This window comes from Rhodococcus sp. 66b, from assembly GCF_002076325.1.
In the GTDB taxonomy this organism is placed as follows: Bacteria; Actinomycetota; Actinomycetes; order Mycobacteriales; family Mycobacteriaceae; genus Rhodococcus_F; species Rhodococcus_F erythropolis.
Genome location: NZ_MUZB01000023.1, coordinates 42,978 through 67,213 on the forward strand (window position 1 = coordinate 42,978; position 24,236 = coordinate 67,213).

Here is a 24,236-nt window from a genome sequence, read left to right on the forward strand (position 1 = left end):
GCTTCGGCCACGGCACGAAAAGGGTTGATTGGTGAGCATTTTCATCGTGGTCGGGCTGTTTGTCGGTGTGATCGTCACCGTGACCTCAGGGTTGATCGCTCGATTGCGGCTCGCGGGCCCCTTGGCGATGGTGATCGCCGGGATCGGGGTTTCGGCGCTGATGGACGAAGACCTCACCAACCTGCTGTACGCGCAGTCCACCGAGCGTGCGGTTGAGTTGATTCTCGCGCTGCTGTTGTTCGTGGACGCTACCGAGGTGAAGAAGGGATTGTTCGGTGGTGAGCCGGCCGTCGCAGCACGATTGCTCCTCATTGCCCTTCCTTTGTCCGTGCTGAGTGCCGTGGCGTTGGGCATCTTCCTCTTGCCGGCGACATCTCTCGCGGTGCTGGTCGTCATCGCGTGCGTCGTCGTGCCGACCGATCTCGCACCGGCTGCGCAGTTGCTGCACGATCGTCGAATTCCTGCACGCGTACGACGTATCCTCAACGTCGAAAGTGGTTACAACGACGGAATAGTCGCACCGATTTTCGTCGTAGCGTTGGCCTTGGTCGACCACAATTACTCCGAGGACGGTGTGTGGAACGCGATCGCCGACGGCGTCGAATCGACGTTGATCGCCGGCGCAGTCGGGACCGCTGTCGGTGTCGGTGGCGCACGGTTGGCTCGGTGGGCACAAGACCGTGCTCTGACAACTTCCCAAGGTATGCGGATCGCTGTCGTCCTGCTTCCGGTACTCGCCTACAGCGGTGCCACCGTCTCCTCGGCCAACGGCTTCATCGCCGCTTTTGTCTGCGGCGTCACTTTCCACGCCGCACGCAATGCCAAGACGATCGATGCCTCTGAACTCGAGTTGGCCGAGGACGTGGCAACGCTGAGCAGTATGGCGATGTGGTTTCTTTTCGGGGCGACAGTGTCCTACTTGGTAGCAATCGGTTTACCGGGCTGGCAGGAGTTCGTCTTCGTACTCGCAGCATTGACGATCATCAGGGTAGTTCCTGTGGCCCTGTCGCTGATCGGTTCAGATCTGCCGAGACCAGACCGTCAGACCATTGCCCTTCTAGGGCCGCGCGGCACAGCTTCCATAGTCTTCGGTCTACTCGCATGGCGCAGGGTCACCACCACCGACGCCTCCGACGTCGAACTAGACGCAGGATCACTTGTCCTCTACGTGATGGTTGCGACCGTACTGGGAAGTGTTCTTGTGCACGGGTTTACCGCCGAACGGTTTGGTGCACGCTACGCTCGCCACGCAAGAGATGCAGAGAAGAAATAGTAGCGGATCCTACTTCTGGCCCCGCGATTCCTATCTAGGCGACGCACACCACACCCAATATTTTGCGAGTGGCTGCACGTGCGGTCTGTTTGAGGGTGCGGTTGTCGAACCGATCTCGTGGAAATTGGTATGGGAATGCTGGAGCCCAGGAGCCTTGACGTGTCGATTCACCATGTTCTTGTGCCGACGAGATGGTCCTGTCTCGAATTTGGTGGTGCGGTTTTAGCCAGTTTTCTGGGCAACATCGAGCCCAATTGCGTGCGCCCAGAGCCGTGTTAGCGTGGAGATCGCCACGTCCTCGTCGAAGTCGACACCGTGGATGTACCACATCTGGGTGAAATGTTCGACCATGCCGCCGAGTGCGGACGCCGCAATTTTGGCATCGAGTTCGGAGCCGATGATGCCTGACTCTTGCAGCCGACGAATTCCCATTTCATTGCGCCGTACGAAGAGATCGCGGAGTTGTAATTTCAAATCACGAAAGGTCGGGTCCCGGATCGCCATTTCGTCTATCACGGCAATCAGCCAGGCATTGCGTCCGGCAGCTGAAAAATATTGCCTATTTGCTGCCTCAATCCGTGCAATTGGATCGTCGGGGACATCTCGCCCCATTTGCGAGGCGCTGAACATCTCCCCCGCCACTGTAGTAAACAATTCGTGCAGCACTGCCTCTTTCGTTTCAAAATAGTGATAAAAGGTTCCATAAGATGTGCCGGACCGCTCCGCGATATCCGAAATCCGGGTTTCACGAAACCCTCGTTCCTCAAAAAGCTCACGGGAAGCGGCCACTAAAGCCCCCCGCGTCCGACGCCCTCGTTGAGTGGTTGGTGTTTCTTGCACGACAGGCCGACTCGGAGGCGGTGAGGTGACCGCCTCGATGGTCAGCTTGTTGTCGCTGTGAGGCGTCATTTGGTGCAACCCTCCAGGAAGGTCCGTATCGGATCAAGTATCACGCATTTCACATCCATATTACAGGGCTATTTTTCCGCGCACCGCATCCAGTAGTGCGACCTTCTTGATCTTCCCGGACGGGGTGAGGGGGAGCGAGTCCACGACGTGAAATTGAGCGGGGATCTTGTATCGCGCGAGTTTTTCCCCACATCGGGCGCGTACTGCTTCGATATTGACATCGCCATTTTGGGTCGCGACGATGTAGGCGTGACCTACTTCTCCGTAGATTGCGTCGGGAACCCCCACCACAGCGCACATCGCCACCGCAGGGTCTGCGGCAATGACGTTTTCGATTTCAACGGGGTAGACGTTGTATCCGCTTCGGACGTACATTTCTTTTCTCCGCCCGCACAGTTCAATTCGACCATCAGGACGTTGAACCGCCATGTCGCCAGATACCAGCCATCCGCCTGGTAGGAAGGCGCGCTCGGATTCCATGGGGTTTTCCCAATAGCCGCTGGCAACGCATCCGCCGCGGATGTGTAGCTCTCCCTGCTGCCCGAACGGGAGTGGTTGGTGGGCGTCGCCGGCTATCCGGATCTCGAAATCGCCAATTGCGACTCCGAGTGTCTCGACAAGAGTGTCCAGGTCGTCATTGGCTGCGGAAATGATACATCCGCCAGAGGTTTCGGAAAGGCCGTACAGGTTCGACAAGCGGGCGCCTTGGAAGGTGTCGAGAATTCTTCTGCCCATTGCCGGCTCGACGTTGGAGCCGCCGATGATGCAGGTACGGACAGAAGTGATATCCGCCGCGGGAAATTCCGGCAAGTCCATCATCATCGTGTACATGGTCGGCACGCCGATGAAGATCGTGACCTTCCGGAGGTCAACGGCTTCCAACGCAAGTTTGGGACTGTATCGGGGCAGGACGACGATTCGACCGTGTGTGAGCATGGTGGCGGCGACGGTACAGGTCATTCCTCCGACGTGGTTGAAGGGCATGTGGCCGATTGCGACGTCGTCACAGCTCAGGCTGAGGTGTTCAGCCTGAGCGCTGGCGGAGGCGAGAATGCTCGCGTGAGTGAGGGTGGCACCTTTCGGGTCGCCGGTGGTCCCGGAGGTGTACAAGATGACTGCCGGATCATCCGGCTCCACCACTGCTTCGAAGTCCGCGAGATCCGCAACTGCGCCGGGCAACAGGAGGTCTTCCCACCGATGACTACCGGCGAATCCTCCCTCACCGAGAAAGACGTAGTGACGGACTGTGGGGATCCGCTGGCGTAGGTTCTGGACGAAATCGACGAAGTCGAACTCGCCGTCCTGCTTCGAGCAGACGAGCATGACAGCTCCGGACTGGTTGAGCATGTAGTCGAATTCGCGCTCGCGATACGCGACGTTCAGGGTGACCAGGATTGCACCGATCTTCGTGACGGCGAACCAAGTGATGAGCCACTGGGCCGAGTTCGGCGCGGCTATGGCGATTCGGTCACCTTGTCGAATTCCTGTGGCTACCAGTCCCATAGCGAGCTCATCGACTGCGTGGGAAAACTCGCTGTACGTCCAGTCCCTGTCCGGGCACAGAAGATAGGATGCGTCAGGACCCGACGATGCATCCTTGAGGAGTCCGGGAAGAGTTGCGATCTGTGGGGCGATCGCGCAGCCAGGTTGGTCGTCGTTGTCCATGAGGGTTCTTCCTCTTCCATGTTGGGGTCGATGCAGCCGCTGTATGTGTCTCCGGATGGGTGTGTCTGCGCAGACGAAACTCAGAGTTCTCGGATTCGTAGCTGTCCGTTCAGCCGGACAATTCTCAGCGTCAAGATCATGGAACGAGATCGGGGTAGATGGCCCTGGAGGGCCGAAATCGCGTGAACTCGTAAGTTGCCACCCCATCGCGAGCGAAAGGGTCGTTCTGCATCAGGGCACGGATTTCCTCCTCGCTGTCGCCGTGGGCGATGATCAACCCTCCGGTGAAGGGTTGTCGAGGACCGGATGCGACGAATCGCCCCTGGTTATAGCAATGATCGACGAAAGCCAGGTGTTCGGTGACTACCGCTTCGCTAAGGTCGACGGTCCGGGTATAAGTGCTCGAAATAATGAACATGGACTCTTCTCTCCCCATAGCGATATCAGCGGGCCGCGGCCTGGATATGCGCGAACTCGAAACCCTCGAAGTCGTCACTGGCGCTCTTCTGGATTTCCTGGAAGTACCCGGCGGCTCCACCGAAGTAAAAAAGAACGCGCCGTGGTTTACCTGGGATGTTGGCGCCGAGATACCAACTGTTGACGGATGCCCCGCTGGGCAGCAATGTCATGTTGAAGATTTCCTCCACATGCGAGGTCCACTTCTGGGTGGCATCGGCGCTCGGCTGCATGCGGTCGTATCCGCGTTCCTTCATGTGCGTCAGGGCCAACCCGAGCCACTCGACGACTTTTTCGATGACGACCGGGATATTTGCGTATGCGCTCTGTGGGCCGCAGATCATGAACATGTTGGGGAATCCGGGGGCGCCGATGCCCAGGTAGGTTTCCGGTCCGGCGGCCCAGCATTCGGAGAGCTTGATTCCCTGTTCGCCTCGGATGTCGATGTTGTTCAGGGCTCCGGTGACAGCGTCGAATCCGGTAGCGAAAATGATGACGTCGAACTCGTAGTCGTGATCGCGGGTGCGCAACCCGGTAGAAATGACGGACTCGATCGGATTGCTGCGGATGTCGACGAGATTGACGTTCTCACGGTTGAAGGTCTCGTAGTAGTTCGTACCCGAGGGCGGCCGTTTGGAGACATAGGGGTACCCGCGGGGGGTGAGTAGTTCTGCAGTGCGGGGGTCTTCGACGGTCTCGTGGATCTTCTTTCGGATGAATTCCGCCGCCGCATCGTTCGATCGCTGGTCAAGGATGAGGTCGTCGAAAGTCTCGAATACAAAATGGAAGCCACCGTTCTGCCATCCTTCTTCGAAGATACGATCGCGTTCGGCATCGGTATCGACATCGTCGAACATCCGGCCGGCAGGATCCATGGGGAAGCCGAAGACATGGCTTCGCGCTTTGGCCCAGACCTTGGCGTAGTCCGACTTGATCCTGCGCCGGAACTCCTCATCGAGATCGTGATTTTGTGCTGGCATCACATAATTCGGAGTGCGCTGGAAAACGGTCAAGTGGTCGGCGGCGGCGGCGACATGCGGGATGGTCTGGATTCCAGAGGCGCCCGTTCCCACTACAGCAACCCGCTTGCCGGTGAAGTCCACTTTCTCCTTCGGCCATCGGGAGGTCAGGTAGACCTCGCCGTTGAAGCCGTCCACCCCTTCGTACGGGGGTTCTTGGGGAACGGACAGGTGACCGAGGCCTGTGAAGAAGTAGGTGCAGGTGAAGTGTTTGCCATCGCCAGTGGCAATCGTCCATTTGTTGTCAGCCTCGTCGTAGGTGGCAGCTATGACACGTTGACCGAAGCGGATATCTCGGCGGATGTCGAAGCGGTCGGCGACGAATTTTATGTAGCTCTGCACTTCTTCCTGGCCGGGGTAGCGCTCGGACCAGTTCCATTCCTGTTCAACTTCGGGGAACGGGAAGCAGTACGACCAGCTTTCGCTGTCGGTTCGTGCGCCCGGATACCGGTTCCAGTACCAGGTTCCTCCGATGTCGGTTCCTGCTTCGAGCGCGATCGCGGACATTCCGAGTTTGCGCAGTTCGATCAGCATTCGGACTCCAGCGAAACCAGCGCCGATGACCAATGCGTCGGTGTGGTTGTACTCGGTGGCCGCCGGTGCCTGTTCTTGACTGGACATCCAGTTCACTCCTCGACTCGTATCGTTTCGTTCGTACATGACAGTGCTGTGGGTTGACAGGCCGCGAGGCCTCAATTCAATCCGAGACGCCGACGAAGCCATGTGCCCGCAGCATTGATGGAGTGGTCGGCTTCGGGAGCACGACCGGCCATAAAGGTGAAAACGTGTTGCTGGTCGGGGGCGATGCTGAAGTCGACGCTGACGCCTGCCCGTTCAGCTCGTTCGGCGAGCCGCTCGGCATCGCTGAGCAGGGCTTCCGCGTCGCCAGCGGTGACGAAGAGCGGCGGCAGGCCGGTGAAGTTTGCGTACAAAGGGTTTGCCAGTGGGTCGGTGGCTGAGCCACTGGCGCCCAGGAACATCTGCGACATCATTGTCACGACGTCCCTGCTGATGAGTGCGTCGGTGGCGGCGTTGGACTCGAGGGTCTTCCCACGATGTTCCATGTCCAGCCACGGGGAGAATGTGATGATCGCGGCGGGAAGCGCCTCCCCGAGGTCGCGCAGTTTGAGCACGGTGGTGATCGCCATGTTGCCGCCGGCGGAGTCCCCGGCTGTTGCCAGGCCCTCGGAGGGGAATCCTTGTGTACGTAGCCACCTGTACGCGGCGATTGCGTCATCGATCTGCGCGGGAAACGGGTGCTCCGGAGCCAGCCGATAGTCGAGGATCAGTGTACGGACACCGGCGGCCTTCGCCAGATGTGCTGCCATTTTGCGATGGCTGGCCGCGGTGTTGCCGATGAATCCTCCGCCGTGGGTATAGAGGATGGCTCGGTCTGTCGGAGCTCCGACGGGAAGAGCCCACAGCCCATGCACTTCCCCGGCCTCCACCTCGGCGTATGTGACGTCCTCCGGTTCCTTCGCGTTGACGGCGAGTTCTTCGAATATCGATCGCATCGCGGTCAGGCTCATTTCCGGATTAGCGGCCAGCCTCTCGGTGATCGACTGGAAGTGCGCTTTCAACACTTCCGATTCAGCACTGGACATCTGAGTCCTCCTTGACGCGTGTGTGAGCGATCCGACCTCGGGGCGTGGTGGGAAAACCGATTGCCGCCAGAGCGGTGCATCTTCCGAAGCCAGGGACCTGAGTTCCAGTCCATTACCTGACCCAACGTGATGGTAGTCACATCTTGATTGGTGAGTCAACTGTCAATGTCAAACGGCTATTCAGATTGTCAAATATTTCGATTTTTACGGGTTGAACACCCTAAATCCATACTTGACTGACGAATCAGATTAGTGTTTCATCGAAGGCGATACCGACAATCACGTACCAAATGAGTCGAGTCTGGGCTCCGCGTCGGACCAGACAACCGCCCCACGAACTCGCCGGACCATGCCCTGCTCATGGGTGCGCAGTTACGTCCGTCGGAGACATCGGATGCGTTTCCAATTGCCAACCTCTCGCGGCATCACCACACGTTCTCCACGAGTCTGATCGAGGTGCACCAATGACGACCATTTCCACACGACTCGATTCCGGGTCCGAGCAGTTTCTGCTCGATCGCCAGACGATGCTCGACGCCCTGAAACCACTTGAGTCCCTGGCGAACCGCGTACTCGAAGCCGGCGGAGCCAAAACCGTCGAACGCCATCGGTCCCGAGGGAAGATGCTCCCGCGCGAAAGGGTCGATCTCCTACTCGACGAAGACGCCCCGTTCCTCGAACTCTCCTGTTACGCAGGCGCCCATGACCCTGACGAGCAGCCCGGCGGGCGGCTCATCACCGGCATCGGCTCTGTCTCCGGAGCGGAATGCATGATCATCGCCAACCAATCAACGGTCAAAGGCGGCTCACTCAACCCCGACGCGGTCACCAAACAGCTTCGGGCACTCGAAATTGCCGAACGGAATCGCCTGCCCGTAATCACCCTGGTCGAATCCGGCGGCGCTGACCTCCCCCGCCAAGCCGACATCTTCGTTCCCGGCGGCCAGACGTTTCGGGAGCTCACCCGCCTCACCGCAGCCGGAATCCCCACAATATCTCTAGTTTTCGGTAGTTCGACCGCCGGCGGCGCCTACCTGCCGGGAATGAGTCAATACACCGTGCTCGTCAAGGAGGCCGCCTCGGTGTACCTCGGCGGCCCGCCTCTGGTGAAGATGGCTATCAACGAAGACATCGACGACGAATCACTCGGCGGCGCAGAGATGCATGCACGGGTCTCGGGCCTGGCCGATTACCTCGCCCACGACGAACGCGATGCCCTGCGGCTGGGCCGGCAGATCGTATCGGCTCTGCAGTGGACCAAAGCCGGCCCGGGCCCGTCCGTACCAGCCGATGCCCCCCTCTACGACCAGGAAGAATTACTGGGCTGCGCGGCCGCCGACACCAAACGCCCCGTCGAGGTCCGTGAAATCCTTGCTCGGACACTGGACGGCTCCCGTTTCGACGAGTTCAAACCTCTCTTCGGCACCCAACTCGTGACCGGATGGGGTTCGATCGCCGGCTATCCCATCGGCGTTCTAGCCAACAACGGCATTCTGTTCTCCGACGAAGCGAACAAGGGCGCCCATTTCATTCAGCTCGCCAACACCCGTAATATCCCTCTCCTTTTCGTGCAAAACATCACCGGATTCATGGTCGGCTCCGCCGCCGAACGGGGCGGCATCATCAAGGACGGCGCCAAACTGATCAACGCCGTCTCGAATTCGACCGTCCCACATCTGACCCTCATGATCGGCGCCTCGTACGGCGCCGGAAATTACGCGATGTCCGGTCGTGCATATGACCCGCGTTTTGTCTTCACCTGGCCAAATCACCACATTGCCGTCATGGGTGGCACCCAGCTCGGAGGTGTCATGTCGATTATCAGAAAAGTCGCGGCGCAACGCTCCGGCTCGACGTTCAGCGATGCCGACGACGTCCAGGTACGCCGCGACATCGAAAAGATGATCGACCGCCAGTCGGGGGCGGTATACGCAACCGGTCGGGTGTGGGACGACGGGGTAATTGATCCCCGCGACACGCGCACCGTTCTCGGCTTGGCCCTCTCCGCTACTCATTCCGCACCCGTGACCGGCACGTCCCGGTTCGCCACCTTTCGAATGTGAGAAGCTCGTGAATCACCGTTCGATCAACACACTGCTCATAGCCAATCGCGGGGAAATCGCACGACGCGTCATCCGGACGGCCCGCGTGCTGGGAATCCGCACAGTTGCGGTGTACTCCGATCCCGACTCCCGGTCACCGCACGTATTCGATGCCGACTTCGCTGTCCCGATCGGCGGCGCAAGCAGCGCCGAGTCGTATCTGGTGTGGGAGAAGATCCTCGAGGCTGCCCGCCGGACGGGCGCGGATGCCATCCATCCCGGGTACGGATTTCTCTCCGAGAACGCCGAATTCGCCGAAGCATGTGAGTCCGCCGGCATTCTCTTCGTCGGGCCTAGCCCTGACTCGATTCGCGAAATGGGCCTCAAGGACCGGGCGAAGCAGTGGGCACGCAAAGCGGACGTCCCAGTCCTCCCGGACGCAGTCATCACCGGAGACGACACCGAGGCATGGCAAATCGCTGCTGCCGGTGTCGGTTTCCCGCTCTTGGTCAAGGCCGTTGCGGGCGGCGGTGGCAAGGGCATGCGCTTGATCGAATGCGCCGACGACGTGGTCGAATCGATAGCCTCGGCCCGCCGCGAAGGCGCCAACCTGTTCGGCAATTCCACGGTATTCCTCGAGCGATATCTGAAGTTCTCTCGACACATCGAAATTCAGGTTTTCGGCGACCACCACGGCAGCGCAGTACATCTGGGGGAACGGGAGTGCTCCATCCAGCGCCGCCATCAAAAAGTCCTCGAGGAAGCACCTTCATCCGTCGTCACCGACGAGATGCGCGAGAAGATGGGCTCGACAGCGGTGTCCTTGGTCCGTGAACTCGGATATGTCGGTGCCGGCACCGTCGAATTTCTCTTCGACGACGAAACGGGAGGCTTCTACTTCCTCGAAATGAACACCCGACTTCAGGTCGAACATCCAGTTACCGAGGAAGTTACAGGCCGGGATCTCGTGGCACTACAGCTGCGGGTCGCCCGCGGCGAACCTCTCGGATTCAGGCAGAGCGAGGTCCGCATCGCCGGGCACGCGATCGAGGTTCGCCTCTACGCAGAAGACCCCGCCAACGGCTACGTGCCCACCCCCGGAACTTTGCACCACTACACACACCCTGTGAGACCAGGTATCCGATACGAGGACGGTGTCTCCGCGCCTGCCGAAATCTCACCCTTCTACGACCCGATGATCGCGAAGATCATCTCCTACGCCGACAACCGCGCTGACGCGGCCTCCGCGCTGGCCTCCGCGATCGATGCCACACAGATCCACGGAGTGAAGACGAACCGTGATTTCCTGTCCTCCTTGCTACGCGATCCCGATTATCTAGCCGGAAAAACTCGCACCGACTTCCTCGAACACCGCCGGCACCTGCTCGATCCGCCGATGGCAACTGCCTGGCCCGTTCACCTGGCCGCCGCGATAGCCGTCTCGACCGCTCGGCGTGCCGATACCGATCCCGTCCGTGGACATGCCCGTCCCGGATTCCGACCCCTCGCCGCCAAACTGTTGACCCGTGCAACCTGGTACCGGGCGACCACCGAAGATGCGCTTCAGATCGGGTACAGACTCGGGTCCTGGGGCGGGGACACCGACCTGTTACTCGACGTCGACGGCGAGCTTCACGATTTCGCCCTCCGCGACCTCGACGACCACTCTGTGCGGATCCACTACGCAGGGGTGGACTATCCCTGTACCGTGCGGACGCACCCGGACGGCTCTGTATGGGTCAACGACGCCCGCAGCCAGTCCGGGTGGCTACCGCAGTCGCGGCTGCCAGATCCAGGTAAGGCGACCGCAGCGGCACGCGGTCCGATCAACGAGATCCCAGGAACAGTCGTCGACATCGCCGTCAACGTCGGTGACAGGGTGACCGCCGGCCAGAAGCTGGTTGTCATCGAGGCCATGAAGATGGAGCACCCGGCCACCGCAGCCATCGACGGAACGGTCGAGCAGATTCACGTCACAGTCGGACAGTACGTCACTGCGCATAGCATCCTGATCACCTTGGCGGCGGGAGAACAACCGTGAGCACCCCCCATTCACTACGAATCGCCAACTGTTCCGGTTTCTTCGGCGACCGCCTCGCTGCCGCACACGAAATGGTCGACGGAGGAGCCATCGACGTCCTGACCGGAGACTGGCTCGCAGAGCTCACCATGGGAGTCCTGGTCAAACAACGCAATCGTGCCCGCGATGCCGGCTTCGCTCGGACATTCGTTCACCAGCTCGACGAGGTACTCGCTACCTGCCTGGACCGGGATATCAAGATCATCTCGAACGCGGGCGGTCTCAACCCGCACGCCTGCGCCGCGCAGATCGTCGACATCGCCGAACGCATCGGTCGGACTGTCCGAATTGCCGTGGTCGACGGTGACGATGCCACCCAGGCATTCAGCGACGCCCGCCGAAGTGGTTGGGACGCTCCCCATCTCGATACCGGTCAATCGTTCTCCGAGTTGGGTCAGGACCCCGAGGTCGTGAACGCATACTTGGGGGGCTGGGGAATCAAGGAAGCCCTCGACGCCGGTGCCGATGTGGTGATCACCGGCCGGGTGACCGACGCCGCGATCATCCTCGGCCCCGCTGCATGGCATTTCGGCTGGTCCCGCACGGACTGGGACCCGCTCGCCGGTGCTGTCGCCGCCGGGCATGTGATCGAGTGCGGCGCCCAAGCCACTGGCGGGAACTTCTCCTTCTTCGGCGAGGTTGCCGAAATGGATCACGTCGGCTTTCCCATCGCCGAGATCTCCGCTGACGGCTCCTCGGTCATCACCAAACACCAGGGCACCGGCGGACAAGTCACCGTCGAGACAGTGACTGCGCAGTTGCTCTACGAAATCGACGGGCCCCAGTACGCCAATCCTGACGTGATCGCTCGTCTCGATACCATCCGACTCGAACAACTCGGCACCGATCGCGTCCAGATATCAAGTGTACGAGGAGAACCCGCCCCGGCTACTGTCAAGGTCGGCGCATTGGTTTCCGGTGGCTGGCGTAACGAGGTGACCTTCGTGCTCACCGGAACGAACATCGACGCCAAGGCCGATCTCGCCCAGCGCGCGTTGTGGGCGACGATCCCAGGAGGACAGCATTCCTTCCGACATGTCGTCACGCGCGTCTTGCGTGCTGACCGGCCCGATCCTTCAACGATGACCGAAGCCGTCGCCCTGTTGACGATCGCTGTGACCGATCCTTCTCGGGAAAAGGTCCACGCTTTTCCTCGCGCTGCTATCGAGACCGGCCTGGCCAGCTACCCCGGCCTGTACTTCACCGCACCTCCCACGCCCGGAAGCGAAATTACTGTATTCTGGCCCACCTTGATGGCCGCTGAGATCTTTCCCCAGCGGATTACCCTGTCGGGGAACATCATCGAAGTGCCTCCGGCCCCGACCTCACCCGACGCTTCACCCATCGCTCCGCCGACCTCGACACCAGTAGAGCCCATCCCCGGCCCGACAGCCCGACTTCCGCTGGGCACTGTTCTCGGTGCCCGATCCGGAGACAAGGCAGGCAACGCGACACTGGGTGTGTGGGCCCGCAGCGACGACGCCCACCGATGGCTTCGCTCGTGGTGGACCGAAGACACCCTGCGCGACATGATCCCTGAGGCAGCGGACTGCAACCTGCGAATGTGGGAGCTGCCGCATCTACGTGCCTGCGGAGTGACCATCGTGGGGCTGCTCGGGCGCGGGGTGGCCGCCAACCTCGACCTCGACTCCCAGGGCAAAGGGCTTGGAGAGTACCTGCGCGCCAAACACCTCGACATCCCCACCGCGTTGTTGCCGCCGCTCGAGGCACAGACACCGGCCAACCTCATTGCCACCGAAGCGGTGTGAAGGGTATGCACACTCTCCACACCACCACCCGCCTAGCGCACCTCACCGTCGATCGCGGAGTCTCCACAATCACACTCGACTCACCACACAACCGCAACGCACTGTCCGCACCGCTCCGAACACAGTTGCTTCAACTTCTCGAGAAAGCGCTCGCCGACAAATCGACACGCGCGATCGTATTGGCCCACACAGGACCGACGTTCTGCGCCGGCGCCGACCTGAAAGAGGCCCGCAATGCGGACACCACCAGATCCGCTGAGGAACTCGCCGCACTCCTCCACAATCTGATGACGTCGGAGAAACCAGTGGTTGCTCGCCTCACTGGCCCCGCCCGCGCCGGAGGCATCGGACTCATCGCCGCCTGCGACTTCGCGATCGCAGCAGACACCGTCACCTTCGCATTCCCTGAGGTACGGATCGGAGTAATCCCGTCGATGATCTCAATACCGCTGCGGCTGCGTGTACAGCCCTCAGCACTGCACCGGCTGTTCTTGACCGGAGAAACATTCGACGCGCGCTATGCAGCAAACATCGGCCTGGTCAGTGCGGTGGTCTCGGAAACACATCTCGACAGCACAGTCACCGAGCTCACCGATTCCCTCCAACTCGGCGCGCCCCAGGCCCTCACCGGCGTCAAACAACTTCTATCCCCGCCGGCGGAAATCTTGTCAGACCAGTTCGAGCAGATGCAGGCCCTCACCGCCCGCTATTTTGCCTCACCAGAAGCACGAGAAAGGATCCGCGCCTTTGCCGAAACGCCCTCCAACGTGACCCCGTCCGCCACACTCACATTTAGCGAAACATTCTGCCAAAGAATGGAATCAACGGAGATCTGACCGAGATACCTAGATCCGCCTGATCTCCCTCAAACAATAGCGCCACCGATTCGAGGCGACCTATTCAGCCATTCGGCCAAGACTCCAATCGCTACTACCGACTCGTCCAATCCAGGAGGTATTCCCGTGTCCACCGACAAGAACAAAGAAATCGTTCTGAACGCATGCGCCTACATCAGCGAACGCAACTTTCCCGCCCTCTTCGATCTCATCGACGATGAAGGATCGTGGACGCTACCGAACCGGCCAGACCGCTTCCAGTACGGCGGCCGAAACGACAAGGCCGGAACCAAAGCACTCCTCGAAGGATTCCTCAAGCCGTTCACCGACTTCCGATTCGACGTACTCACCATCACCGCGGAAGACGACCGAGTAGTCGTCGAAGCCACCACCCACGGCACAGGGCCGGGAAAAGCAACGTATAACAACAACTACCTCATCATGTTCAAACTTCGGAACGGAAAATTGGTGGAAGTGACAGAATCACTGGACCCGTTCCAAGTCCTTGCATACGTCGAACAGCTTCCTGCCTCCTAGTCCGCCCCAGGCGAACCAACAAGGCTGCACCGACGGAAATCCTCCACCGGGTGGGGGAGCCAGCGCTCGTTGTCTCCCCCACCACGCTCGCGCCGTCCTCGATCAAATCTATTCCACGGCAGATCATCCCGCAGCCATTGTCACCCCAGATGGGGACTCGCACCCCGGGGGTCGACTTCTCTGACCCTGTTGATGCGGTAGAACTTCTACCGTGCATCGGTTGCAACCGAACTTTTGCCTAGACCAGCCTTCTGTTCAACAGCGAGTTGCTCAACAGTACCGGATCGTCCACCACACGCCGGAAACCCACTCAACCCACATCGAAACCCTGTGTGATCAACTTGCTTGCGACAGAACTACTTACAGGACGTAGCCCACTTTTCGCACCCTATCTACTAAGCAACGTCCTTAACACGGAGGGCAGCGAGCATCTCGACCTGACGCTCGCGCCCAACAGTCTCATACCCGATCACCGTCACAAATGGCGCCAGCATTATCAACATCAGTGACATCGCAAACGGCGCTCCGATCACCGCAACTGCGACCGCCGAGACGAGAACTACCGCCGTAGTCGCAATCAATATGAGGTGGAGACGATCCCCCGACGACATCAACGCCGCGTGCAACGAGTACACGATCGCCAGGTACAAGGCAACGGGCACCGCCAGCGAAAGCACCACCGCCACCCCGCCGAGAACGCTGTGATGCTCGAGGTACAAGCCAGCAACGTGCAGGCCCGCCCCAGCCCCCGCCGTCCCGATGAACAGCGGGATGTGGCCGTATCCGAACAGATAACCGCGCCCGCGTCGACGCTCGAGCATCTCTCCGAACGGTGTGATGAAATACGCCCACCACAAGCCGAAGGTAAGACCGACCCCCGCCACCACAACGGCGATGGTATTTACGGTCCATGTCATCCCGTCCGATCCCCCCAGCAATCCCGCCGACGACGCGACAGTGCCGACGACGCCCTCGCCGAGAGTGATGATGGCAAACAGTCCGTACCTTTCCGCGACATGATGCGGATGCCAGGGCGTGCCGCCCGCAGCACCTTGAGCGATTACGGGCAACAAGAGTTCCAGGGAACCGATCACGAAAAGCAGAGGAATGAGGACACCGTTCGGCAGTCCGGTGAAGGCGACAACCACCCAACCAACCTGAGCAATCACTATCCACCGGATGTTTGCCCATGCAGTGACTCTGTACTCGGTTGACGAGCGAGCAGCACGCCACCATTGGAGCACCATCGCCAACCGCATCACCACGTAACCCACGACCATGAGACGCATTTCGAGGTGTTCTCCGACCTCGACGGAGTGGAACATCGGTGGGATTCCCAACGCGAACACCACAACGCCGATCATCTGAATCATCGTCAGAGTGCGGTACAGCCAGTCATCGGTGTCGAATGCTGATCCGAACCAACTGAAGCTGATCCAGGCCACGCAGATTGCAAACATCGCCAGAACAAAGGCCGCCGTCGCCGAGAACACATGTCCTGCCGAGAGCATCTCGGCGAATTGCGACGCGGCAGTGCCGACCGCGACCACGAACGTCAAGTCGAACAACAACTCCAACGGAGACGAAGCACGCCCTTGCTCACTCGGGTCGCGGCCGGTCATAGCGATCAGACGCGACCGCATACCCTCCGCCTGCCCACTGCATAAATCGTCGGTACTCATTGTTGTCCTATTCCGTCGTTCGTCTTCTGCGGAGAAGTACGCCCGCCCTCGTCGGTATTCCTGATCGGCGGCCGACTCGAGGGCGCAACGGGTCAAGGCGTAATCCGGGGGTCCGTTCATTTGTGTTCGGGCCGTCCCGCGCTCTCGACACCGTTGATGCCAGACGCTCGCCCCAAAATTGTTGCAGTTCCGGGAATTGCGCATATATCTGTGAAAACTGGAATGTGGTCGGGTCCTCTCCGAATGCGAGCCCGACACCGCCGTACCGCTACTATCTCGATCGCGACCCGGGTTTCAGTATGACCATCAGACGCCCGCGGGGAACTGTGGGAAGTGAAGGTAGGCGTTGTGATTCGCATCCGCTGAGCTGAGCGTGCGCGCCGATTCCAGCTTGGGCAGCTATCGGTCGGCGCGGCCGAGCACGAGGCCACCTACGGCCGCGACGACAGATGCGGGAAGGAAGTTGGCCACCAGGATCGGAAGTTCCTCAGCCGCGGAGTAACCCTCGTGTACGCCCCATGCCATGTTTGCGATCGTCGTGATCGCCCACATACCCACAAATGCACCTGCTGCCCGGCGCACGCCAATTGCGGGGCTTCGTGCTCCGGCCGCCAGGAAGACCAAAGCTAGTAGAATGCCCACAGAAATTATCACCATAGTTCGCATGGTCACACTGTGACACACATTGCGCGAGATCGCCGAAAATCCTTTAACTACAGCATGTTACGGTCATCAACACGAATGAAACGTTAGTGTCCTGGCCGCCCTTTGGGTGGCCAGGACACTAACGCAACGGCCCTTTCGGTGAGCGTCTACGTGCACGCATCGAGAGGTGCAGGGCGAACTGTCACACAGTGGAACATCCGTCCCCGAATATGTCGTGTGCGCCCTCAGGCCCGAATGCTCATCTTCAACACCTTGTTTGCATCGGCAGTGAAGGTGAAGGTGCTCGGTCCGTTAAATCCATTGCCGCCCACTTGCGCGACGAGGACCACCCCGGAGCCCGTGACAGCGACATCTCGGACCTCCAAAGTGACTTGCTTGCCAAGGAACTCGGCATCACTCCATGCCCGGATCTCGTCTCGCCCGGTAAATTCGCGGCCCCAGTCGTCGACTATGCCGTCGAAAGTGAAGGCATCGAGAAAACACTCGACATCACCCGCGTTGGTGGCATCGATCAAGCGAGCAATAGGAGCGGACACTGTCTCGGTCATCGGATTACGCCTTCCCTGGCCCTGTCCTGGGCCTGTTGGATATTCGGATCCAAGTCAGCGGGTGGTGTAGCCGCCGTTGGCGAAGAGAGTCTGACCGGTGATCCACCATCCCTCGTCAGCGAGGAACCGGACGATCGGTGCGATGTCTTCGATCTGCGTGAGCTGATTCTTCATTGCCTGTGACTTGTGGAACTCCACTCGCTCCGGCGTTTCCTGACCGTAGAAGAAGGGGGTGTCCATCGGGCCGGGGGCAATGCTGTTCACCGAGATTCCGCGGGCGCCGAACTCTTTGGACGCAGCACGGGTGAAGTGCTCGACCGGGCTCTTACCACCTGCGTACGTCGAGTAGCCGTCGGTGAACGCCGCCAACAACGCGGTTACGATCGTGATGATCTTACCGTCGTCGTTGAGCCGTTTGCCAGCCTCCTTGATGAAGAAATAGGCAGCTTTCGCGTTGATATCGAGCATCGAGTCATACTCTGCTTCAGAGGTTTCCAGGATCGGCTTGCGCAGAACCTTACCTGCGGTGTTCACCGCGATGTCAACGCTGCCGAAAGCATCGATCGCGGTGTCGAACAACTTCTCCACGTTCGACACCTGTGTCAGATCCGCCTGAACCTTGACCGCTTTGGCGCCTGCGGCCTCGACTGCGGCGATAGTCCTGTCGGCGTCCGCTTCACTGCTGCCACTGTTGTAGTGCACTGCAACATTGACACCCTGCCCGGCCAACGTCGTACTGATCAAGCCGCCGAGGTTCTTGGCACCTCCGGCCACAATCGCGGACTTGCCCTGCAACGAATTCGACATATCTGGTCCCGTCCTTCGAGGTCGTGTGTACGCGAAGAGATCATCCTGACCGCCACACGCTATCTTACTTCAAAGTAAGATCGCTGATAATTTACTGAATACCTACAGTCGCCGTCACGAGATGTCGCGATGCAGGCCGACCCAACCGCGCTGGGTCATGACTCCAGGCGTCGAGTCCAGTTCACGCTACAGTGAGTACGCACAAGCCAAAAGCATCGCTTATTGGTGTTTCGACAACTATTGCTTGTGCTTACCTGGAATCGAAGGAGTGGTACGTGAGTGACATCGACGATCCATCAGAAACTGCCCGTGCCGCAAGTTCGATCGATTTTCGTCGTCTCTCGCAATTCGTCGCCGTTGCCGACAGCGGAAGCCTCACCCGGGCAGCACATTCGTTGTTCATGACACAACAAGCGATGAGTGCGGCGATGCGTCAACTCGAGAAGCAGATCGGCACAGCACTTTTCGCCCCTCACGGCCGCAGCCTCGTCCTCACCCCCGCCGGACACAAGCTTCGAGAAGGAGCACCCACTTTGCTCGCCGCAGCGGAAGCGCTCGCCACAGCTACGCGCCAAGCCGCACACGAGCGGGTACCAGCGTTCGTCGTAGCGCATACTCCCGCTATCACCGCCGAAGAAGCCTTCCATCTGATCACACCGGTTCGCCTTGCCTCGCCGGAAGTTTCCATCACGGTGCGACAAATGTTCCTCGATGACATCGAACGAGGATTGTTCGATCACACAGTGGACGTCGGACTGCGCCGGGGCGTGAGTACACCGTCCGATCTTGCTGCCGCTGTCCTCGGATACAACGAACTCCGCATTGCTGTCGACGCATCACATCCGCTCGCAGAACGTCCGGACCTCGCGCTTGCGGACATCGCGGATTACACCTTGATCGTCTGGGCACCGCCCATGCATTCCTTCTATACCGACTTCCTCGTTTCATCGTGCCGTCGGGCAGGATTCGAACCCACACACACCGTGAACCCCATTCAAGGAACACCACCGGTCACAGCCGTCGCGGGAAACGACTACGTAGCCCTGGTCACCGCCACGCCCGGCCCAGCACTCGAAGGGAGGGTCGTCGTAAAGAGCTTGACCGACGCCCCCAAGGTACCGATGCAAGCAATCTGGCTGCCGCACACCATCTCCCAACCCCGCAATGCACTTCTGGAGACTCGGCCCGGACCGTTCACTCAGCCGATTTGACCCACGACGGTTCGCTCGGCGAACCCTGGCGCAAAGTTTCACCGTTGTGACGCTCATACCCGTCACAGGCGTCGTTGGCCCAAGAGGGCAAGGCTCAACCCTGACTACGTCCCGAGCTAAGGCTTCGGCTCCAGCAAATGTGCTATCGCTCCCACGATCCCACTGAAGACGAATTCTGATGCCAGTTGACCTCTGATGTCGTTGCCTGGCTCCTCGGTGAGTATCGATTGCCGGGCTCCGTAGATGCATGCGCCGACGGAGTATGCGGCAATCTCACGGGCGCGAGCGTTCGCATCGTGATGTCCTGCAGCGACGAGCGTTTGGCAGATCCGGATGGCATTACGTTCGACGACGGTATCGATAAATTCGGTGTGCCGTCCGAGCGGGCCGCCGGTATCGAACATCAGCCGAAAGCCGTCGGGGCGTTGGTCGGCGTAGTCGAAGAACGCTTGCACATGAGCGCGAATCTCGCTGCGGTTGGAGAGATCCGTCGCCGAATCGTAGGCTCGAAAAAGAAAGGTCTCCGCATGACGGAGTTCACGGTCGAGACAGGCGTTGAAGAGTCCTTGCTTGTCGGTGAAGTGCTTGTAGAGCGTGGGTTTGGTGGTGCCCGCGACAGCGGCGAGCCTATTTACCGTTGCAGCATCGAACCCCTCGTTCGCGAAGACGGTAGTGGCAGCGACAAGTATGTCGACGACGGCAATCTGAGTGCGTCCATGGCGACGGGGCGCCGGACTCCGCTCGTTGGTGGTGGCGTTCATCACTCGCGACTCTACTGACTTTCTGCCGATCCTCAATATCGGATTTACCGTTCGGTATATCTGTGGTAGACAGTACTCCCGTCAGCGAGTGTGATTCACGTCATCAAGGAAGCGGTGTTCGGCTTGTCATATCTTCGGCAGACAGTAGGAGCTCTTTTCCTCGCGGGCGCAGTGTTCGGGACGGGCGTGGCGCCGGCGCTCGCCACCGCCGATAGCGAACCCTCGACTGCGACCAGACATGAATGTTCGGCGCCCCCGTCGGCGCCCGACGGGTTCGAGCATGCCCGCCCAGAGCAAGTGGAGATGGACGGAGCTGCATTACAACGCGCAATCGACTTCGCCACCTCGCGTATGCGCACCAACATCCAGGTTTTTCGGTACAACTGCCTCGTCGGCGAGGGCCCGTTCAACGACATATCCGGAAACATCCCAGGAAACCTGATGAGTGGCACCAAAAGCGTCGTTTCGATGATCGCCGGTGTTGCGGTGACCCACGGGCTTCTCGACGTCGAAGCACCCATCGGCAACTACTTGCCCGAGGACGAAGGTGACACTGCGCACCGCGCGATCACGGTTCGAAGCCTGCTGACGCAAAGCTCGGGTCTCGACCAAGCAATCCTGTCAGAGGCGTTTCCCAGCCTCCTTGATATGACGGTCAATGCGCCGAAGACTGCGCTCGACGCGCCGATCCTTCATCCTCAAGGCGAAAGATTCCAATACTCACAACTCGGTCCAGACCTGCTCGGGTACGTACTGCAAAATGCGGTCGGAGAGGACTTGCAGAGCTTCGCACAAAGAGAATTGTTCGATCCGATCGGGATTGCTCCGAACGACTATTACTGGGCCCGCGATCGAACTGGGCACACCTACGGATTCGCGCTGTTGTTCTTGCCGCCCAACGATTTCGCGCGGCTGGGAATGCTGATGGCGAACAACGGGTCCTGGAATGGACGTGAGGTGATCTCAGCGGACTACATCGCCGCGCTGCGCGAACCTTCCGCCTCCAACCCGTGTTACGGATTTCTGTTCTGGCTGAACAAGACACCCTGCACGGGCCCCAGCGTTCCATCGACGAAGACAACAGACGTCGCACCGATGGCGGGCCTTCCCGACGACGGATACGCCATGGTCGGCTTCCTGCAGCAGAACAACTTCATCATCCCGAGCTTAGGACTCCAGGTCACATGGACAGGTCTTCTCGGTGACGTTTCGCCGGATCCCAGCACTGTATTGAGCGCCTCACTCGCCAGCGAGCTGTACTCGAATTTTTTCAATGCGTTGAGCGCGGCGCTGCCCCAGGAGGGCCTTATGGTTCCGCCGTACGTCCCGCAGATGAATCTCGACCTCGACCCGGACGGTCTGTTCGACATCGACATCTCCTCCCATGCACTCGGGCTCGGTCCGAACTCCGACGAAGCGGCACGCTCGCCGCTGTCCGCAGCGCCTCCTGGCTGCGTGCTGCTCGTGTGCGCCCCCATCAGCCCGCAGACGCCCCATCGAATCGGACAATAGCCCAAACAACCTTTCGCTGTGCATCCCGTTCTGGCGGCAAGTTTCTGTATTCAATGCCCATCGACGTCACCCACGACCGGAACGACGACAGTCCGTGTCGTAGGTGGTCACCCATGATGACGTCGAACGCATTTGAACGCCCAGACCTTCTATCTATATCTCGCTAGTTACCTTGCAGTTAGCCACCTCTCATACGACAAAAAGACAGGGCGGTGACAGCGTTGGACTCGACAACAGAACGGCGTCCAGTTGCCGAATCGGCAGCACTGCTCGCTCCTGGGCCGGCATCGCGCTCACCGCTTGACCTGCATCGAGTCACGCAGTTCGCGACAGTTGCCAAGCATCTGAACATCACCAGGGCGGCGAGCGAGCTCTACCTCACACAGCAAGCGGTGAGTGCGTCGATCAAATCCCTCGAACGGGACCTCGGGGTTAACCTGTTCACGAGAGCAGGAAAACGCCTCGAACTCACCTCGTCGGGTATCGTCCTCCGCGAGGGAGCCGCACCCCTTCTGGATGCAGCATCCGCGCTCACTCGACGAATCCACGCCGCCCAGACATCACAAAAGCAGCCGCTGACAGTAGCGTTCACCTCCGAGGTCATCGCCGATGACCTCGCCGACCTCAGCATCACCGCAGTGGAGGTTCTACCTGAAACAGCGATCGTCCTGCGGCAGATCGCATTCGAAGAACTCCACACCGAACTGCGCAGCGGCCGAGCCGACATCGCACTGACCCGAAGCAGAGCCGACGACGACCATCTGGCGTCGACGGTCATCGCACGAACTCCCATCACCGTCGCACTTGCCCGCGAGCACCGCCTTGCCGACTGCGACGGCATCGCTTTCAGCGAACTCGCCAACGACACCCTCATACTTCCCCGCGACGTCAACAGCCCCCATGCGCATTTCCTAGTCGCGATCTGTCACCAAGCGGGGCTCGAACCTTCCACCGCGACAGCAAACTTCCAAGGCATCACTCCGACCGCTGCGGTCATCGGAACCCCTTACTACGCACTCGTCACGGCCGCCCCCGGCCTCTATCATCGCGGACAAGTCGCAGTCATCACCGCTTCTCCGGCACCGCTCGCGCCACTGCAGGCACACTGGCTTCCCCACACACACAATCCACTACGACGCACACTCCTCGACGCTCACCGTGCCCGCCACAACAACGCCGAATCTTTCGGCTCGACCATCCCCTCCCGATGAGCACTGTGAACGAGAAGCACCACATGGGTCGATGATCGCTTGGTCTGATTTCATCGCCCAGACGTCGTCGGTCGCTGCATGCGATGCCCCCTCCTATGGGCGCCGTGATCGGGGCGCCGCTGAGAGAGTCACGCCGCGACGCGATTGCGACATAATTGCTCTGCGCGAATCAGATATGACCGATAAGGACACCACAGCCCCGCCTATGATCGCCGTCGGAACCCGAGTGCGACTTGCCTTGGACTCCAATGACTTCCGCGGGTGTGAGAACCAGCGCCACGAAGCGGTCGTAATCGAAGAATATGCGAACATGGCGATGGATCCGAACTCTGTGGGGCTGGCGACTGAGCCTTCTCAAACGACGACAGGCTCTTCTAACGACCAGAGTCACCGTAACTTGAGCGCTAGTATTGCTCTCTGCGTACGCCAATCGGGACCCCGATAATCGCTTCCAAAATTCCCGAGGAGTGGAATACGCTGGTCGCGTATGTGAAAGTTCGGGTCGATGGCTCCGACCCCGACCCCGACCCCGACCATCGGGCCGTACCACGCTGCAACCTGCACTCGTGCCGTTTACCGCGAATACGCCGGAAGACCGCCAACCGAGATCGAAGCGGCCCTCCTCCGAGTCGTCCGCGGCTGATTAACGCGAAAGAATTGACCTTCACTCTTTACAACGCCATTGGTGATCGCCCTTTACCTACCGGCCACGAGGAAGGGCGATCCGAGACTGAGGACCTGCATGGTCTCGCTCGCACAGAATCCGGTTGACGCTGAGCGGTTTACGGCGCGCGACAAAAGTGCGCCAGCCCCGGAACTCCGCACGCAGTTCACCGAAATCAACTCCACAACCGTTGCCTGTGCTCCAAGAAATAGTCCAATCTTCGGCGACGCGTTCGTGACAGTCCGAGCACAGACGGTGCAGCCGCGCGAGTCGGTGAATGCCTTAGCACCGTTCGGCGGTACACCCGACGCTCCGGATCACGGTATGGAGACGCTGCTTGAGATCGCAGACGCTGTTATGCACCAGGCGAAACGCAAAGGGAAAACGGAACCATCGGGTGGCAAGTGATCGCTGCGGAGGACCGCCCGCAGCTCTCGGTGGGTCCTCCAGACCCGGCGGCCACTAGGTGGGACGAAGTTGACGGCGCCGCCCGTGCTCCCACGCACTCAGAGGAACCGGACAGTTCACGCGCCGCGTGCACAAGCTTCGCGTAAGCCGGCTCCGAGGAGCCCCCGCCTACCTTCCGTACGCGGTAACTGAGTTCGCCCACCCGAATATCGGGACTTCAGCCCTCCCCGACACTAGAACAGCAAAGGACTTTTCCCCTTTGCGCCCGTCGCGGTCTCACGAACTCTAGCGACGTCGAGGAGAAGAACCATTGCGGCATTCCCGCAGACAATGATCGTTCGGAAAGATTCCCTCGCCTATTCTAGCGGTTCTTTGTTCAGATGCCCTTGTACTCGAGGACCGAACCGATGACCCGGTCCTGTTGTTCGGACGTGAGCATGGGCCACAGCGGGAGCCGAAGGATCGACGCGGAGAACTCGGCGCTACGCACGCACGGCTGCGGTGTTCGTCCGTAGCGCACACCGGCCGCACTCGTATCGAGCGGAATGTAGTGGAACGGCGCCACGATTCCGTCGG

At 60.0% G+C, this 24,236-nt stretch carries 21 protein-coding genes; 10 read left to right on the forward strand and 11 right to left on the reverse strand.

Annotation, left to right across the window (positions count from 1 at the left end; translation table 11 throughout):
• The first annotated feature begins 31 nt into the window (after positions 1–31).
• Complete coding sequence (locus tag B0E55_RS29365; protein ID WP_051119225.1) at positions 32–1,273, forward strand: cation:proton antiporter domain-containing protein; 1,242 nt, start codon at positions 32–34, stop codon at positions 1,271–1,273.
• Positions 1,274–1,495: 222 nt separating this feature from the next.
• Here B0E55_RS29365 and B0E55_RS29370 read toward each other — a convergent pair whose 3' ends face one another.
• The 5 genes from B0E55_RS29370 to B0E55_RS29390 all read right to left on the reverse strand — a co-directional run bounded on the left by B0E55_RS29370 (position 1,496) and on the right by B0E55_RS29390 (position 6,926).
• On the reverse strand, positions 1,496–2,182 hold the full coding sequence (locus B0E55_RS29370) for a TetR/AcrR family transcriptional regulator (RefSeq protein WP_019749942.1): 687 nt from the start codon (positions 2,180–2,182) through the stop codon (positions 1,496–1,498).
• A gap of 60 nt (positions 2,183–2,242) precedes the next feature.
• Positions 2,243–3,847 (reverse strand): class I adenylate-forming enzyme family protein, encoded by a 1,605-nt coding sequence (locus B0E55_RS29375; protein WP_019749943.1) that lies wholly within the window; start codon positions 3,845–3,847, stop codon positions 2,243–2,245.
• A 136-nt stretch (positions 3,848–3,983) separates the two neighbouring features.
• Entirely contained in the window at positions 3,984–4,283 is a 300-nt protein-coding gene (locus tag B0E55_RS29380) for a YciI family protein (RefSeq protein ID WP_019749944.1), read from the reverse strand.
• Positions 4,284–4,290: 7 nt separating this feature from the next.
• Complete coding sequence (locus B0E55_RS29385) at positions 4,291–5,943, reverse strand: flavin-containing monooxygenase (protein WP_037134878.1); 1,653 nt, start codon at positions 5,941–5,943, stop codon at positions 4,291–4,293.
• Positions 5,944–6,014: 71 nt separating this feature from the next.
• Entirely contained in the window at positions 6,015–6,926 is a 912-nt protein-coding gene (locus B0E55_RS29390; RefSeq protein WP_019749946.1) for an alpha/beta hydrolase, read from the reverse strand.
• 464 nt (positions 6,927–7,390) lie between these two features.
• Between B0E55_RS29390 and B0E55_RS29395 the strand changes: the two genes are divergently transcribed.
• From B0E55_RS29395 to B0E55_RS29415, 5 genes are all read left to right on the forward strand, one after another.
• Positions 7,391–8,989, forward strand: a complete 1,599-nt coding sequence (locus B0E55_RS29395; RefSeq protein WP_080910989.1) for an acyl-CoA carboxylase subunit beta — start codon at positions 7,391–7,393, stop codon at positions 8,987–8,989.
• A 7-nt stretch (positions 8,990–8,996) separates the two neighbouring features.
• Positions 8,997–11,009 (forward strand): acetyl/propionyl/methylcrotonyl-CoA carboxylase subunit alpha, encoded by a 2,013-nt coding sequence (locus tag B0E55_RS29400; protein ID WP_080910990.1) that lies wholly within the window; start codon positions 8,997–8,999, stop codon positions 11,007–11,009.
• Positions 11,006–12,817, forward strand: a complete 1,812-nt coding sequence (locus tag B0E55_RS29405) for an acyclic terpene utilization AtuA family protein (RefSeq protein WP_080910991.1) — start codon at positions 11,006–11,008, stop codon at positions 12,815–12,817. Before B0E55_RS29400 ends, B0E55_RS29405 begins: the two co-directional genes overlap by 4 nt.
• Positions 12,818–12,822: 5 nt before the next feature.
• Positions 12,823–13,653: an enoyl-CoA hydratase-related protein gene (locus B0E55_RS29410; protein ID WP_019749949.1), complete on the forward strand. Its 831-nt coding sequence runs from the start codon at positions 12,823–12,825 to the stop codon at positions 13,651–13,653.
• A 126-nt stretch (positions 13,654–13,779) separates the two neighbouring features.
• Positions 13,780–14,190 carry a nuclear transport factor 2 family protein gene (locus B0E55_RS29415; protein ID WP_019749950.1) on the forward strand — a complete coding sequence of 137 codons (411 nt, stop codon included), beginning with the start codon at positions 13,780–13,782 and terminating at the stop codon, positions 14,188–14,190.
• 395 nt (positions 14,191–14,585) lie between these two features.
• On the opposite strand, the gene B0E55_RS29420 is transcribed toward B0E55_RS29415, so the two are convergent.
• From B0E55_RS29420 to B0E55_RS29435, 4 genes are all read right to left on the reverse strand, one after another.
• The gene (locus tag B0E55_RS29420) at positions 14,586–15,872 is read right to left on the reverse strand and encodes a low temperature requirement protein A (RefSeq protein WP_241896171.1); all 1,287 of its coding nucleotides are present in this window, start codon (positions 15,870–15,872) and stop codon (positions 14,586–14,588) included.
• A gap of 399 nt (positions 15,873–16,271) precedes the next feature.
• Positions 16,272–16,514 (reverse strand): hypothetical protein, encoded by a 243-nt coding sequence (locus tag B0E55_RS29425; protein ID WP_241896172.1) that lies wholly within the window; start codon positions 16,512–16,514, stop codon positions 16,272–16,274.
• A 248-nt stretch (positions 16,515–16,762) separates the two neighbouring features.
• Positions 16,763–17,086 (reverse strand): nuclear transport factor 2 family protein, encoded by a 324-nt coding sequence (locus B0E55_RS29430; RefSeq protein ID WP_029538874.1) that lies wholly within the window; start codon positions 17,084–17,086, stop codon positions 16,763–16,765.
• A gap of 54 nt (positions 17,087–17,140) precedes the next feature.
• Complete coding sequence (locus B0E55_RS29435) at positions 17,141–17,893, reverse strand: SDR family oxidoreductase (protein WP_019749954.1); 753 nt, start codon at positions 17,891–17,893, stop codon at positions 17,141–17,143.
• Positions 17,894–18,168: 275 nt separating this feature from the next.
• Here B0E55_RS29435 and B0E55_RS29440 point away from each other — a divergent pair, with 275 nt between their 5' ends.
• Entirely contained in the window at positions 18,169–19,104 is a 936-nt protein-coding gene (locus B0E55_RS29440; protein ID WP_080910992.1) for a LysR family transcriptional regulator, read from the forward strand.
• A 116-nt stretch (positions 19,105–19,220) separates the two neighbouring features.
• Here B0E55_RS29440 and B0E55_RS29445 read toward each other — a convergent pair whose 3' ends face one another.
• Positions 19,221–19,865 carry a TetR/AcrR family transcriptional regulator gene (locus tag B0E55_RS29445; protein ID WP_019749956.1) on the reverse strand — a complete coding sequence of 215 codons (645 nt, stop codon included), beginning with the start codon at positions 19,863–19,865 and terminating at the stop codon, positions 19,221–19,223.
• A 90-nt stretch (positions 19,866–19,955) separates the two neighbouring features.
• Here B0E55_RS29445 and B0E55_RS29450 point away from each other — a divergent pair, with 90 nt between their 5' ends.
• From B0E55_RS29450 to B0E55_RS29460, 3 genes are all read left to right on the forward strand, one after another.
• Entirely contained in the window at positions 19,956–21,377 is a 1,422-nt protein-coding gene (locus tag B0E55_RS29450) for a serine hydrolase domain-containing protein (protein ID WP_019749957.1), read from the forward strand.
• Positions 21,378–21,589: 212 nt separating this feature from the next.
• Positions 21,590–22,588 carry a LysR family transcriptional regulator gene (locus B0E55_RS29455; RefSeq protein WP_019749958.1) on the forward strand — a complete coding sequence of 333 codons (999 nt, stop codon included), beginning with the start codon at positions 21,590–21,592 and terminating at the stop codon, positions 22,586–22,588.
• Between the two features lie 742 nt (positions 22,589–23,330).
• The gene (locus B0E55_RS29460; RefSeq protein WP_037134843.1) at positions 23,331–23,660 is read left to right on the forward strand and encodes a hypothetical protein; all 330 of its coding nucleotides are present in this window, start codon (positions 23,331–23,333) and stop codon (positions 23,658–23,660) included.
• A 376-nt stretch (positions 23,661–24,036) separates the two neighbouring features.
• On the opposite strand, the gene B0E55_RS29465 is transcribed toward B0E55_RS29460, so the two are convergent.
• The coding region (locus tag B0E55_RS29465; RefSeq protein ID WP_198538469.1) for a DegT/DnrJ/EryC1/StrS family aminotransferase at positions 24,037–24,236 on the reverse strand (200 nt) is incomplete at its 5' end.

Coding starts and splice junctions, on each gene's coding strand:
- B0E55_RS29370 (WP_019749942.1), bottom strand. CDS start 2,182: ATGACGCCTCACAGCGACAACAAGCTGACCATCGAGGCGGTCACCTCA.
- B0E55_RS29375 (WP_019749943.1), bottom strand. CDS start 3,847: ATGGACAACGACGACCAACCTGGCTGCGCGATCGCCCCACAGATCGCA.
- B0E55_RS29380 (WP_019749944.1), bottom strand. CDS start 4,283: ATGGGGAGAGAAGAGTCCATGTTCATTATTTCGAGCACTTATACCCGG.
- B0E55_RS29385 (WP_037134878.1), bottom strand. CDS start 5,943: ATGTCCAGTCAAGAACAGGCACCGGCGGCCACCGAGTACAACCACACC.
- B0E55_RS29390 (WP_019749946.1), bottom strand. CDS start 6,926: ATGTCCAGTGCTGAATCGGAAGTGTTGAAAGCGCACTTCCAGTCGATC.
- B0E55_RS29395 (WP_080910989.1), top strand. CDS start 7,391: ATGACGACCATTTCCACACGACTCGATTCCGGGTCCGAGCAGTTTCTG.
- B0E55_RS29410 (WP_019749949.1), top strand. CDS start 12,823: ATGCACACTCTCCACACCACCACCCGCCTAGCGCACCTCACCGTCGAT.
- B0E55_RS29420 (WP_241896171.1), bottom strand. CDS start 15,872: ATGAGTACCGACGATTTATGCAGTGGGCAGGCGGAGGGTATGCGGTCG.
- B0E55_RS29430 (WP_029538874.1), bottom strand. CDS start 17,086: ATGACCGAGACAGTGTCCGCTCCTATTGCTCGCTTGATCGATGCCACC.
- B0E55_RS29435 (WP_019749954.1), bottom strand. CDS start 17,893: ATGTCGAATTCGTTGCAGGGCAAGTCCGCGATTGTGGCCGGAGGTGCC.
- B0E55_RS29445 (WP_019749956.1), bottom strand. CDS start 19,865: ATGAACGCCACCACCAACGAGCGGAGTCCGGCGCCCCGTCGCCATGGA.
- B0E55_RS29460 (WP_037134843.1), top strand. CDS start 23,331: ATGGTCTCGCTCGCACAGAATCCGGTTGACGCTGAGCGGTTTACGGCG.